Origin of the sequence: Psychrobacter sp. ER1, from assembly GCF_048631835.1 — a bacterium.
Lineage (GTDB): Bacteria > Pseudomonadota > Gammaproteobacteria > Pseudomonadales > Moraxellaceae > Psychrobacter.
In genome coordinates this window covers 2,460,359-2,474,952 of record NZ_CP184640.1, presented here as the reverse complement: position 1 = coordinate 2,474,952, position 14,594 = coordinate 2,460,359, and the positions used below count along the sequence as shown (strand labels likewise).

The window sequence follows — 14,594 nt, the reverse complement described above, 5'->3', positions numbered from 1 at the left end:
TTTTAAGCAGGTGTACCACTATGAAAACGTAGCTCAGCATCTGGGCTACTTATTAATTCAGCCTCTACTTCCTTAAAGAAAGCAACTCGCTCATCGATATTCTCATCTGATAATGATTGAGCGAGTGCAAGATAATCTTCGAAATGACGGCTCTCTGACTTGAGTAGATAACGATAATACTTCGCTAAACGCTCATCGTCGATGACTTCGGCCAGCGCGGCAAAACGCTCACAAGAGCGTGCCTCAATAAATGCCCCAATTATCAATACATCAACCATCGCTGCTGGCTCGTAAGTGCGTTTATGCTTCAACATACCTTTGGCGTAGCGTCCAGCACTTAGATATTTCCATTCCTGACCGCGCTCATTCATGATACCCAGTACTTGCTCGTAGTGCAGCATCTCTTCACGTATCAGCTGTGCAAGTTTACGCTGCAAGTCATACGAGAACTCATAACGAAATATCAAATTCATCGCAGTACCAGCTGCCTTTTTTCGCAGTTAGCATGGTCTTGAATGATCATAGGTAGGTTTTCAATCGCAGCATTTACCCAAGATTGCGTGGTTCGAGCACCTAAGAAATTATAAACAGGAGATAAGTCTACCTTTATAGGAGTGCGCAGATGCGTAATATCGATGCTATCTTCTTCAGGCAGCTCTTTTTCGATTAGATCTGCTTCAGCACTATTATTTACAGTTTGAGAGATGTTTTCTTCGACAGATTTTTCTCGATACTATCGTTATTTATAGTATTTGCTGTTGATTGTAATGTCGTGAGGTCTTGTTGATTGATAGTCATAGTCTAAGAAAGCTTTATTTATGAATGGTGATACCAGTAATTATATCGTTAGTCTGACCTAGATACGATGATAAATATCTGACAGTCATCAATAGGTGTTTATTAATAGATAACGGTTAAGCATAATTAAAGGTATCAATGATTACTTACTGTTTATATTAATTTTTCTGCATCTAATTCCTAGATGATGATTATAGCTCCTAGAGTAGGCCACTTATACATTATCATTATTAAACAGCCTAAGTATTTACTTAGTGAATGGTGTTTCCTTGTTAATTTTATTATTTGATAGTAGGATGAGATTTTGCTGTTTAAGCATTTCGTCTTACTTTTATGATTCGCTCTTAGTAAAGAATAAACCTGATATCAATAGATTGCTTTTCATTAGAACATAAAAATTGTAGATATATCTTCGTAGAAAAATTAGAGAATTAAAGATTCCACAACGAATGAAATATGAACGTTTAAACCTCACAAGATTAAAAACTCTTAAACAGTTACTGTCACAACTCAGTATTAGTACCCCTCACGAACAGATAAGGATAACAATATGAGCCAGTCTTCTAACACCAATCGTATTCAAAAAGGCAGTCTTGCCATCGATCAGCAGTTATATGACTTTGTTGAAAACGAAGTATTACCGAAAGTCGGTGTGGATTCAGACGATTATTGGTCAGGTTTCGAAAAGGTTATTAAAGAGTTTACCCCGCGCAATAAAGCGTTGCTTGCGACTCGTGACAAGATTCAAGCACAGATTGACCAATGGCACTTAGATAATCCTGCAAAAGATGGCGAAATAGACTATCCAGCTTACAAGACATTCCTGCAAGAGATTGGTTATTTGCTACCTGAAGGCGAAGCGTTTACGGTTGATACCAAAAACGTCGATGACGAAATCGCGCACATCGCAGGGCCGCAGCTAGTCGTACCAGTTCGTAACGCTCGTTATGCGCTTAATGCGACCAACGCACGTTGGGGTAGCTTATACGATGCTTTGTATGGCACCGATGTTATCAGTAGTGAAAATGGTCAAGAAGCGGGTGGTAGCTATAATCCTATTCGCGGTGCTGCTGTTGTCGCTTACGCTAAAGCGTTCTTAGATGAGCACTTTACATTAGCATCAGGTTCTTACAATGATGTGACTGGTTTTAAAGTAGTCGATGGCAAGCTCGAGGTCGTACAAGGTGATAGCAGTACTGAGCTAAAAGATACGGCTAAGTTTGTCGGTTTTGTCGGTGACGCTGAAGCTCCTACAGGTGTACTGTTAAAGAACAACGGCTTGCATGCTGAGATTCAAATCGATAGCGACCATCCAGTGGGTAAAGACGATCCAGCAAACATCAAGGACGTACTCCTTGAGTCAGCCATGACAGCCATTCAGGATTGTGAAGATTCAGTCGCTGCGGTAGATGCAGCAGAGAAGGTCGAAGTCTATCGTAATTGGCTTGGCTTGATGAATAGCGACCTACAAGAAACCTTTGAAAAAGGTGGTAAAACCCGTACACGTAAGCAAAACCCAGATCGTGAATATAACACACCAGACGGTGGCAAGCTGATCTTGCCGGGTCGTTCACTATTATTAATCCATAACGTCGGTCACTTAATGCAGAACCCTGCCATCTTAGTCGATCTAGGTGATGGTCAAGAGCAAATATTTGAAGGCTTAATGGATGGCCTAATCACGCCCCTATTATCACTTAATGATATTAAAGGCAAAAACGAGCTATCAAACTCGCGTCAAGGCTCAATGTATATCGTGAAGCCAAAAATGCATGGCCCTGAAGAAGTTAAAATGGCCAATGACTTATTTAATGCATCAGAGGATCTGTTAGGTCTAGAACGCAATACGCTTAAAATCGGCATCATGGACGAAGAGCGCCGTATGACGGTCAACTTAAAAGAAGCAATCCGCCAAGCCAAAGAACGGGTTATCTTTATTAACACAGGTTTCTTAGACCGTACTGGTGACGAGATGCATACCAGCATGAATGCAGGTCCATTTGTACCAAAAGGCGAGATGAAGTCGCAAGCATGGCAGCCTGCTTACGAGCAGTGGAACGTCGATATCGGTCTAGAGACAGGCCTACAAGGTCGTGCGCAAATTGGTAAAGGTATGTGGGCTAAGCCTGATGAAATGAAAGAGATGATGGATACTAAAGCCGCTCATCCTAAGTCTGGTGCCAGCACTGCGTGGGTACCATCACCAACGGGCGCTACCTTGCATAGCATACACTATCATCAAGTGAGCGTGGCTGATGTACAGGACACGCTAAAATCACGCGAGCGTGCTAGCTTGGATGACATCTTGACCATTCCATTAGCGAAAAATACCGACTGGACTGATGAAGAGAAGCAGCAAGAGCTTGAAAACAATGCTCAAGGTATCTTGGGTTATGTCGTACGCTGGGTAAATCAAGGCGTTGGTTGCTCCAAGGTACCTGATATCAACGATGTCGGTCTCATGGAAGATCGTGCTACTTTGCGTATCTCAAGCCAACATATTGCTAACTGGTTGCATCATGGCGTGGTTAGTGAGCAGCAAGTGATGGATACGATGAAACGCATGGCCAAGGTCGTCGATGAGCAAAATGCAGGCGATGATGACTATCAATCAATGGCAGATAACTTCGATAGCTCTTATGCATTCAAAGCCGCCTGTGATTTAGTATTCAAAGGCCGCGCACAGCCTAGTGGTTATACTGAGCCATTGTTGCATCAAGCACGTTTGGATCTTAAAGCAAACGCTTAGAACAATAGACTAAATATGACAGGTATTTGAGCATACTTGATGAGCAAGTATGCCAGTCAGTCTTGCTCGTTTGTAACTGATAAATTTGCTCAAATAGATTATTAACTTCTTAATTAGCGCTATTTATTTTTAGTAAATAGCGCTTTATTTTGGACTATTATTCGATGTTTATTATAAAAATTTAAGAATATTAGTAATCATATTAACCAATATTATCCGTATCTAATTGAGTAAGCGGAAGTTTTTTAACAATCGTTCAAATAAAATGAAGGGTCTGTTATTTGATAATAGTTGTATCGAAAAGGCAAAAAAATATGTTGCAAATTATGTCAAAGTTGTTATGCTTGTATTCGAAGTATGAGTTTGGTAACGGATGTTACGCAATGGAAGGATAAAAACTAAAGATTACATGGCAGTTACTTTTTTAATCCCAGTTATGTAAATCATGGTTTTTTTCATCTTACTGTAATAGAACTTCGCCACACTTGTTTCTGACTAATCTCGGTAGCCAGTTACACATTATATCTTTGAGGATTTGTGACGATACCATTATGGGCGCCAGCTAATAACAGCTTGCTCATTACTACAATTGTAAAGTGGAGATACCCCATGAAAAAACTACTTTTAGCTACAGCAATCGCAGCCCTATCTGTATCAGCAGCCAATGCAGCACCAACCGTTTATGGTAAAGCATTTGTCGGTATGGACTACGTTAATTTAGATGATGAGTCTCGTACTGATGACGATATGGACGCCGTCCAAGTCAACTCATATTCTTCACGTCTTGGTTTCAAGGGTTCTGAAGCAATTACTGCTAATACTGATGTAATCTATCAGTACGAAGTGGGTATCAATATTGATGGTAATGATGGTGATGATAACAATATTGCATTCAAAAGCCGTGATACTTTCTTAGGCTTGAATAATGATAACTATGGTGAACTCCGCGTTGGTCGTAATACATCAGTTGTTGATTACGTAAATAACGTTGTGACTGCTGGTAGTGGTTTTTGGGATAACCTAGGCTCAAATCAGCTTGAAGAAAACGAAAACGGCTATAACATGGTTGATAGCGGTCGCCGTAATAATTCAGTTATCTGGAAAGCGCCTAAATATAACAACCTACCGTTAGATGTTGCACTTATGTATAAAGCTGATGAGTCTTTTGTCTCTGATAGCGGTGATCGTGACAATGGCTTTGCTGCTGCAGCAATGTATGATGCTGGTACTGGTGTTACATTTGGTGTTGCTTATGATAAAGATGTTAACCTTTCTGGTGACTTAATCCGTGGTACGGCTACTGTTGATCTAGGCAAGTACATGGCAGCTCCTGTAGTACTTGGCGCTCTATATCAAGTAGCTGATTTTGATAGTGATGCAGCTAACAGAGGCGATGATAAAGAAAAAGGTCTAGTTGTTAGTGCTAAGATGGGCCTAAATAACTTCGCTAAGCCAGCTGCTGTTTATATTCAATACAATAACACTGACAACTTGCTTGGCTATGATGACGCTGATTCTGATCAAATCGTAGTTGGTGGTGAATATGCTTATAAGCCTAATATGATTGCTCATGCTTATGTTGGTCAAAACTCAGCTGACCTTCGTGGTGATGACTACGATCTACTCGCTATCGGCGGTGGTCTAGAATATAAATTCTAATCTTACTCTTTATTAAGTTTAAATTAAAAAAACTCATCCTTCGGGGTGAGTTTTTTGTTGCGTAGCGTTTTAATAATAGAAAAATGTTTGCTACCAGCACGAAACTATAAGAGTTTCAGACAGTTTGCATTTTTGCCCTATATTTTATGGCGTATTTTTAGTAAAATCCTTCTTTACCAATTACCGACAGAGTACTATGACCAAGTTTATATTCGTGACCGGTGGGGTAGTGTCCTCACTAGGAAAAGGTATCACCGCAGCTTCTCTTGCAGCGGTCTTAGAAGCACGTGGCGTGACTGTCACGATGACCAAAATGGATCCGTATATTAACGTTGATCCAGGTACAATGAGCCCGTTTCAGCATGGTGAAGTATTCGTCACTGAAGATGGCGCAGAGACCGATTTAGATTTGGGTTATTATGAGCGCTTCTTGCGTCACTCAAAAATGAGTAAAAGTAATAACTTCACCAGTGGCCGTATTTATCAAAATGTTTTAAATAAAGAACGCCGTGGTGAATATCTAGGCGGTACTGTACAGGTTATTCCACATATTACTGATGAAATCAAAAACAAAATCCTTGCCAGTGGCGAAGGGTATGATATCGCTATTATCGAAATTGGCGGTACGGTTGGTGATATCGAATCACTTCCGTTTATGGAAGCCGTACGTCAGATGCAAGTAGAGCTTGGCCGTAATAGAGCCATGCTAATGCATCTTACTTTAGTACCGTATATTGCTAGTGCGGGTGAGACCAAAACTAAGCCAACGCAGCATTCCGTAAAAGAGCTGCGCTCTATTGGTCTACAGCCTGATATCTTAATCTGCCGCTCTGACCATCATATCTCACAAGACAACCGTCGCAAAATTGCGCTATTTACCAACGTTGAAGAGCGTGCGGTCATCATGTGTGAAGATGCACAAAGTATCTATCAGATACCGCGCACATTACACGAGCAAGATCTTGATGATCTAATTTGTGAGCGTTTCGGTCTTGATGTGCCTGAAGCTGATTTGAGCGATTGGGACAAAGTGGTTGAAGCTCAGTTGAATCCAGAAGGAATAGTGACTGTTGCGATGGTTGGCAAATATGTCGAGCTTCCAGATGCTTATAAGTCAATCAATGAAGCATTACTACATGCTGGTATCACTCACAAGGTAGACGTCAAGATTGATTATATCGATGCGGAGCGTCTAGAGAGTGATGATAGCTTATTGGCACAGTTAAACAATGCCAATGCGGTATTAGTGCCAGGTGGTTTCGGTGAGCGCGGTACGATGGGTAAGATAAAAGCCATCACTTATGCTCGTGAAAACAACGTTCCATATTTAGGCATTTGCCTTGGTATGCAGTTGGCTGTGATTGAGTATGCACGTAACGTACTTAATATTAACGCCAACTCTTCTGAGTTTGATCGTAAGACAGCTGAGCCTATCATTGGTCTGATCACTGAGTGGTTAGATGAGCGCGGCGAGCTACAGATTCGTAGTGATGATTCAGACCTTGGTGGCACGATGCGTCTAGGCGCACAGCAAGCAGAGCTGGTTTCTGGCAGTAAGCTAAGCCAAATTTACGGTGCGAGCAATATCACTGAGCGTCATCGCCATCGCTATGAGATGAATAATCGTTATATCGAGCCGTTAGAGCAAGCAGGTATGACCATCTCTGGTTATTCTGCCAAGCAACATTTGGTAGAGTCGGTTGAGATTTCTGAGCACCCATGGTTTGTTGCTGTACAGTTCCATCCAGAGTTCACTAGCTCACCACGTGGTGGTCATCCACTATTTAATAGCTTTGTAAAAGCCGCTAAGAACCACAGCGAAGCAAAATAGCTCTCAAAATGTAATGCAAAGTGCAAGCGTTTATTATAAAAAGACTGATCTTCGGATTGGTCTTTTTTTGCTTAACTCAGGCCGTTTGTTGTTATTAACAAGTCAATATCCTCATTAATAATCTCTAATTACGCTTGCATACTTTTTTAATCAGCCTATCGGTTACAATATGGGACAGACATATTAATAACAAAATAAGAGGTAATGGCTTCATGGAAAATTTATTGACTGCACAATCACATATCACGCTCAACACTCCTAACAATGATACGATTAACATTGGTAACGACCAGCCTTTTGTATTGTTTGGTGGTATGAATGTTTTAGAGTCCAAAGAATTGGCATTTGAGATTGCTGAGCAGTATGTTGATATTTGCCAGCGCTTGGGTATCGGCTATGTTTTTAAAGCGAGCTTTGATAAAGCCAATCGCTCAAGTTTGCATTCGTATCGTGGGCCCGGTTTAGAGCAGGGTATCGATTGGCTAGGTCAGATCAAAGAAAAGTTCCAAGTACCGATTATCACTGATGTGCATGAACCACATCAAGCAGCACCAGTCGCTGAAGTGGCTGATATTATTCAGCTACCTGCATTTTTGTCGCGTCAGACGGATCTAGTGCATGCGATGGCAAAAACAGATGCCATTATTAATGTTAAAAAGGCGCAGTTTTTGGCCCCTCACGAGATGCGTCATATCGTCAATAAGTGCTTAGAGGGCGGTAATGATAAATTGATACTTTGTGAGCGTGGCAGTGCCTTTGGTTATAATAATCTGGTCGTCGATATGCTTGGTTTTGATACCATGAAGCAGATGGATATACCGGTATTCTTTGATGTGACGCACAGCTTACAGCAGCCAGGCGCGCGTAGTGACAGTGCTGGTGGACGTCGTGAGCAGATTACAACCCTTGCACGCGCTGGTATGGCAACAGGCTTAGCAGGGCTGTTTTTAGAGGCGCACCCTAGCCCAGAAACCGCAAAATGTGATGGTCCGTGTGCGCTGCGTATGAGTCAATTAGAGCCATTCTTGCGTCAGCTCAAGCAGATTGATGATTTGGTCAAAGGTTTTGAAGTATTGGATACTCATTAATACAGTACGTGATAAGAGGGCTATACAATGGCAATTCAGATGGCGCAAGTAAGCATCGAAAATATCGATGATGCAGAGGGCTTAGATAGTGTAATGACTGTGCTTAAGAATATCTCAGGCGTGACGGCTATTAATTTGGATCCTAAGCATAATGTCGCAACGGTAAGCTATGATGATACGGATACTAGTATCCATGCTTTAACGGCGGCGATTAGTATGGTGGATTATGTGACTCAGCCATTTCCGATTGATTCACCGCAGAACCCGCATCATGACGACTAGACGCTACAAATAGCTATTGCTATCAATTTGTCGACGCGCTCTTTTACGTTTTTATTAATAAGTTGCTGCCTCGTTAATAGCATCTCGTTAATAAAGCAACAACTAAACGGTCTTGTTGTCGAGGATAATAGGGCTTATGCTTATTTAACGTAGCTTTGATAGTTGCTCTTACTTTGATAACTTAAAAATATCAAAGTAAGCATTAACAGAATTACTATTAGAGCTGCCTGTTACTAATAAAAATAAGGAGCCCAATATGGCAGATCAAACACGTATTATTAAAATTGACGGTATGACTTGTGGCGGATGCGTAGCAAGCGTACATACAGCAACAGCCGATATTGATGGATTAGAGACTATTACCGTTGACCTCGCTGACAACTTAGCGACGGTAACCTTTGATGATAGCAAAACCAGTGCAGAGGCTATTGCTTCAGTTATTGACGATGCGGGATTTGAGGCGACAGTTGCTAACTCATAAATCTCATCTTCTATGTAAAAAACCAGCTAACATGTTATTACAAGCATGATAGCTGGTTTTTTAATGATTAACGATTACGAGTATTTAGCATTGATACATTGATACTTTGTCTAAAATACTCATACTGAATACAATATAACCTAATTGCTTTATTTGAATTTTTTGCCCACCCACTGATATTTTATCGTGGTTCCTACAAATTTATAGGCACCATGACGAGTTTTATTTATGAACGATACCAGCCGTACTACCAAAGATGAGTCTTATGATGTCGAAACTGATGTTGAGTCCAACACGCCACTGACACCGCAACGTGCGCATCTGCAATTAGCGATTGATGGCATGACTTGTCAGGCCTGCGCCTCAAGAATCGAGAAGGTGCTTAACAAAAAGCCTTCGGTGTACGAGGTAAGTGTGAGTTTTGCTGGCGAGACCGCCAATGTTGATTATGATCCAACCCAGACGACACCCGAACAGGTGACAGAGTGGGTGAATAAAACAGGCTTTGTGGCTAATGTGCAGGCAGCCGATAGCTTATTTGCTCAGACTGACGAAGATACTGCCACTCAATACCCATGGCGTTTAATCGGATTATGGATTTGTTTGGTGCCATTTTTGGTGGGTATGGCAGGTATGTTGGCGGGTTTTGGTATGGCGTGGATGCCACCGGTCTGGGTTCAATTTATTTTAGCGACCATAGTACAGTTTGGCTTGGCGCTACCGTTTTATAAGAGCGCATGGGCATCTATAAAGGGCGGCCTTGCCAATATGGATGTGTTGGTAGTCATTGGTACAGTGACGATATGGGCGTATTCGACTTATCTTTGGCTCACGCATGGCGATGGTACTTTAAACAGTCTATTGCAAAGTGGGCATTTGGGCGAACACGGTGCGAGTAATAGCCCAGCCGTATATTTTGAAGCAGGGGTGATGGTCATTGCCTTTGTACGTACAGGTAAATATCTTGAGGAACGTACCAAGAAGCACAGCCTAAACAGTATTGATTTACTATTGTCATTGACACCTGATGAAGTAGAGCAGCAGCAGCCAAATGGTGAATTTCATAATATTGCGTTATCTGATGTACAAGTAGGTGACGTCCTACGTGCGAAGCAAGGCAGCCGCGTCGCTACAGATGGTACCGTCATAGAAGGCAGCGGTTGGTGCGTGGAGAGTCATTTAACTGGTGAGTCGGTAGCCCTCAAAAAGAGCAAGGCGATGGGTTGCTGGCAGGCGCTTTGGTAGAGAATGGCAGTCTACTATACCGTGTCAGTGCGAAAGGCAGCGACACGAAACTCGGCGATATGGTACAAGCGTTAAGTGACGCACAAGGATCAAAAGCCAATCTAGCGCGTCTCGCTGATCGAGTAACGGCTATTTTTGTCCCTGTGGTAGTTACGATTGCATTGGTTACTTTTGGAGTCACATGGTGGCTAACAGGTATGGTTGATACTGCTTTAATGCACGCAGTATCGGTATTGGTTATTGCTTGTCCTTGTGCGCTTGGTTTGGCCACGCCAGCGGCGATCATGGCTGGTATGGGTGTTGCCGCGCGTCATGGTGTTTGGTTCAAGGATGCACAAAGTCTTGAGGCAGCAGGCAATATCGATACGGTAGTGCTCGATAAAACGGGCACATTGACTATTGGTAAACCTACTATCGTCGATCATGTCATGGTGGATAAGTCGCTTGCTGTGGATGATGTATTGCAGATTGCCGCCAGTGTCGAAGCGCATGCCAGTCATCCATTAGCAACGGCTCTCGTCAATACGGCTAAAGACCGCCAACTACCTCCATTTAATGTGACTAACATCAGTGTGATAAAAGGCGCTGGTATACAAGCAAATATCGAAGGGCTTGGATTAATAAAAGTGGGTACGGCAGAGTTTGCGAACTTGACGTTGCCAAGATTCATGCCAAAAGTATGGCAAATTGCCAGTACTGTTGCGATTAGTATTAATGATGAGCCATTAGGCGCGTTTGCCTTAGCTGATGATTTAAAGGTAGATACGCCGCAAGCAATCGCTGCACTACAAGATGCGGGTATCAATGTCATTTTGATGAGTGGTGATAAGCAGTCCGTCGTCGATCATGTAGCAGGGCAGTTGGGTATTGATAAGGCTTATGGCAAGATGAGCCCGCGTGACAAGGCCAGTCAAATTGCACTATTGCAAACTGCTGGTCATAAGGTAGCGATGGCAGGAGACGGTGTCAATGATGCGCCAGCGATGGCTACTGCTGATGCTAGCTTTGCGATGTTTGAGGGGACTGATGTTGCTCAGCATAGTGCTTCTGCACGTCTAATGGGTGAGTCGCTCATGCATATCGATGCGGCACAAAAAATCGCTCAAGCGACGCTACGCAATATTAAACAAAATCTATTTTTTGCCTTTATTTATAACTGTCTTGGTATTCCGCTTGCCGCATTTGGGTTTTTGAATCCGATGATTGCCGCCGCTGCTATGGCGCTTAGCTCCATCTCAGTACTCATGAATGCACTACGATTGACACGGTTTAAGACAGAGGTTGAGCTAGATAATACGGTATCAACCTCTCATACGGATAAAGAACGCATAGCGAAATAGTAGCTATCATATTTGCTTAGGTATTTTATAAATATAAAACAGATAGCCATCGCATATCTGTATATCTAGAATTGTTTTTATGACGGCAAGTCGGTGTAAGATAAGGGAAGTTTGGTAAAATATATGCTATGATGCCAAGCACTATAGCCGACTATTAATCTGCTCCATACACCTCTAATCGTTAGGCAACGATAGCCACAAGATAGAAAGGTATGAAGGGTTTTTAGGACTATGCGCTATATGATATTTTGCTTTATCTTTTTTGTATGCTAGCTGCCGTTATTTATCTCACAAACTTGGCATGACCAAAGGAATTAACAGACATTATGTACGCTGAAGAAACCAACAACGTCACCGCAATTAAAGACATTCGCGCTCGTGAAATTTTAGACTCGCGCGGCAACCCAACTATCGAAGCTGATGTTATCTTAGCTGACGGTACTGTCGGCCGTGCTGCTGCTCCAAGTGGCGCATCAACAGGCTCACGTGAAGCGCTTGAGCTACGTGATGGCGACAAGACCCGCTTTATGGGTAAAGGCGTCAAAAAGCCGTTTCTAATGTCAACAGTCAAATCCGCAGTGCCTTGATTGACAAAGATGTGACTGAGCAACAGGCCATTGATGATGCCATGATTGCGCTAGATGGTACAGAAAACAAAGAAAGCTTGGGCGCCAATGCCATGCTAGCTGTGTCACTTGCTACGGCCAAAGCGGCAGCCAAATCACAGAATCTGCCATTACATCAATACATCGCCAATCTACGTAATCAAACGTCGTTGACCATGCCTGTACCGATGATGAACATCTTGAACGGTGGCGAGCACGCGGATAACACGGTTGATATCCAAGAGTTTATGATTGAGCCTGTAGGCTTCACAAGCTTCTCAGAAGCGCTACGTGCTGGTACAGAAATTTTCCATAGCTTAAAGTCAGTATTAAAATCACAAGGCTTAAATACTGCCGTTGGTGATGAAGGTGGTTTTGCACCTAACCTACGTAGCAACGAAGAAGCTATCACGGTTATCATGCAGGCGATTGAGCAAGTTGGCTACAAAGCTGGTGAAGATATCCATCTTGCGCTAGATTGTGCGGCTAGTGAGTTTTACAAAAACGGTCAATACGTTTTGGCAGGCGAAGGTAATAAAGCCTTTGATAGCCAAGGGTTCTCAGACTACCTAGTTGGGCTGGCACGTCAGTATCCTATTATCTCTATCGAAGATGGTCTTGATGAGTCGGATTGGGATGGCTGGAAATATCTGACCGAGCAGATTGGCGATAAAGTCCAATTGGTTGGTGATGATTTATTTGTAACCAATCCTGCGATCTTGCAAGAAGGTATTGATAAGCATATTGCCAATGCAATCTTGATTAAATTTAACCAAATTGGCACCTTGTCAGAAACGCTAGATGCGATTTATATGGCTAAGAAAAATGGCTATGCAACCATCATTTCACATCGTTCAGGCGAAACGGAAGACAGCACCATTGCAGACTTGGCAGTTGGTACAGCGGCTGGTCAGATCAAAACTGGCTCGCTATGCCGTTCAGACCGCGTAGCGAAGTACAACCAATTGCTACGTATCGAGCAACAAGTACGCGCAAGCTATCGTGGCCGTGAAGAGTTTATCGGTCTACGTGGCTAGGAGTCTGACTGGCTTTTAGCGTAATATACGTTAAAAAGCCTAGACTCATTAGCCGAAGTCAATATTTGGGCGATATATAATCATTTGTATATCGCCTAATCAGCTTAAATTTTACTATCTTCTTTTATACCGTTTGGCGTTATCACCTTATGAAATATTTTAGCCAATTTATACTACTTGCTTTAGCCGTTGCAGTGCTTTTAGGATTGCAATATCAGTATTGGTTGGGTGAAAATGGCCGTTTTGAACACAATAAGTTGACAGCTCAAATCGAAGAGCAACAACGTTTGAATGACAATCAAGTTGCAGCAAACAACTTACTACGCACCGATGTTCAAGATTTAAAAACGGGACTTGAGGCCGTAGAAGAGCATGCTCGCTTAGATTTAGGTTTAATCAAACCCAATGAGACTTTTGTCCAAGTATCTACCGCACCAACCACGCACAGCAACTATTAGCTTTATAAATACACTGGCTCTCACAAATAGACTATTTTTCACGGCATGACTTAACTTTCATGACGTAGCATTATAATGTTGTTATCTGACACCATTCATCACACTTAACACCTGCTTTATTCCTCTCTACATATACTGTCATGGGCTCAAACCATGAGTACACTACTATGAATACAACCCCTAATATACATGCCATGATCGTCGCAGCTGGTCGCGGTAGCCGTTTTGGTGCGTCTATTGCCAAGCAATATACAATGCTAGAAGGTCAGACGCTATTGCAGCATAGCGTGGCACGACTTGCTTGTAGTGATCATATCGATAAGTGTCTATTGGTCATATCAGCCGATGACAGCACGGCTCAACAACTAAAGTTTGCACTTCCTGTACGCTATGCAGTCGGCGGAGCAGAGCGTTGGCAGTCAGTACAGTCGGGCGTTGAAGCAATTAGTCAGACAGGTGCTAATGATTCAGATTTGGTGCTTATTCACGATGCAGCACGTCCCGCTGTACCGAATGTAGATATCGATCAAGTGATTGAAGCAGCGATGCTGGAGCCTTACGGCGCTATTCTAGCGACACCAGTGGCCGATACGTTAAAAGCTTCCTATCAGCTAGCTACCTCCGCAGAAGAGAGTCGTCCACATTCTTATACCAAATCTACTATTGATCGTAGCAACATGTGGCAAGCACAAACCCCGCAAGTATTCCGCTTAGGTCAATTAAGAAAAGTCCTAAATCATGTGTTTGAACATCAGCTAAGCATCACAGATGAAGCCAGTGCTTTTGAACAACTAGATTTACCAATACGCTTAGTCTCTGGTAGTCGCCAGAATATAAAACTGACCTATCCTGATGATGCGCTGCTGTTAACAGCGATTATGGCACTTCAGTCTTAGCCTCAATCCTACTTCTGCTAACGAGCATCAGTTTTACTCCTTTTATGCTTAATAATAGCCATGATAAGTATTATGGCTTCAGTAGCCACTATATCCTCGTTAGACTTTTCTGTACTATTCTAAAA

Annotated in this window: 8 protein-coding genes and 3 pseudogenes; 10 read left to right on the top strand and 1 reads right to left on the bottom strand. The window is 42.5% G+C overall.

All coding sequences use genetic code 11. The annotated features are described in order from the left end of the window. Nucleotides 1-2: 2 nt before the first annotated feature. Nucleotides 3-667, bottom strand: a pseudogene (locus ACOBWA_RS11470) (tRNA-(ms[2]io[6]A)-hydroxylase). A gap of 681 nt (nucleotides 668-1,348) precedes the next feature. On the opposite strand from ACOBWA_RS11470, the gene ACOBWA_RS11465 reads away from it, so the two are divergent. The 10 genes and pseudogenes from ACOBWA_RS11465 to ispD all read left to right on the top strand — a co-directional run bounded on the left by ACOBWA_RS11465 (nucleotide 1,349) and on the right by ispD (nucleotide 14,469). Further along, nucleotides 1,349-3,547, top strand: a complete 2,199-nt coding sequence (locus ACOBWA_RS11465) for a malate synthase G (RefSeq protein ID WP_420229422.1) — start codon at nucleotides 1,349-1,351, stop codon at nucleotides 3,545-3,547. A gap of 609 nt (nucleotides 3,548-4,156) precedes the next feature. After that, nucleotides 4,157-5,206 carry a porin gene (locus ACOBWA_RS11460; protein WP_420229421.1) on the top strand — a complete coding sequence of 350 codons (1,050 nt, stop codon included), beginning with the start codon at nucleotides 4,157-4,159 and terminating at the stop codon, nucleotides 5,204-5,206. 196 nt (nucleotides 5,207-5,402) lie between these two features. Next, a complete protein-coding gene (locus ACOBWA_RS11455; RefSeq protein WP_420229420.1) occupies nucleotides 5,403-7,037 on the top strand; it encodes a CTP synthase in 1,635 nt (544 codons plus the stop codon). A gap of 212 nt (nucleotides 7,038-7,249) precedes the next feature. Continuing rightward, a complete protein-coding gene (gene kdsA / locus ACOBWA_RS11450) occupies nucleotides 7,250-8,125 on the top strand; it encodes a 3-deoxy-8-phosphooctulonate synthase (RefSeq protein ID WP_420229419.1) in 876 nt (291 codons plus the stop codon). 27 nt (nucleotides 8,126-8,152) lie between these two features. Further along, nucleotides 8,153-8,407: a cation transporter gene (locus ACOBWA_RS11445; RefSeq protein WP_420229418.1), complete on the top strand. Its 255-nt coding sequence runs from the start codon at nucleotides 8,153-8,155 to the stop codon at nucleotides 8,405-8,407. A gap of 256 nt (nucleotides 8,408-8,663) precedes the next feature. After that, a complete protein-coding gene (locus ACOBWA_RS11440) occupies nucleotides 8,664-8,888 on the top strand; it encodes a heavy-metal-associated domain-containing protein (RefSeq protein ID WP_420229417.1) in 225 nt (74 codons plus the stop codon). A 228-nt stretch (nucleotides 8,889-9,116) separates the two neighbouring features. Beyond that, a pseudogene (locus ACOBWA_RS11435) lies at nucleotides 9,117-11,473 on the top strand (heavy metal translocating P-type ATPase). A gap of 326 nt (nucleotides 11,474-11,799) precedes the next feature. Continuing rightward, nucleotides 11,800-13,115: pseudogene (eno, locus tag ACOBWA_RS11430) on the top strand (phosphopyruvate hydratase). 149 nt (nucleotides 13,116-13,264) lie between these two features. Then, a complete protein-coding gene (locus ACOBWA_RS11425) occupies nucleotides 13,265-13,573 on the top strand; it encodes an FtsB family cell division protein (protein ID WP_057761172.1) in 309 nt (102 codons plus the stop codon). Between the two features lie 167 nt (nucleotides 13,574-13,740). Continuing rightward, nucleotides 13,741-14,469, top strand: coding sequence for a 2-C-methyl-D-erythritol 4-phosphate cytidylyltransferase (gene ispD, locus ACOBWA_RS11420; protein WP_420229416.1), 729 nt, complete (start codon nucleotides 13,741-13,743; stop codon nucleotides 14,467-14,469). Nucleotides 14,470-14,594: the final 125 nt, after the last annotated feature.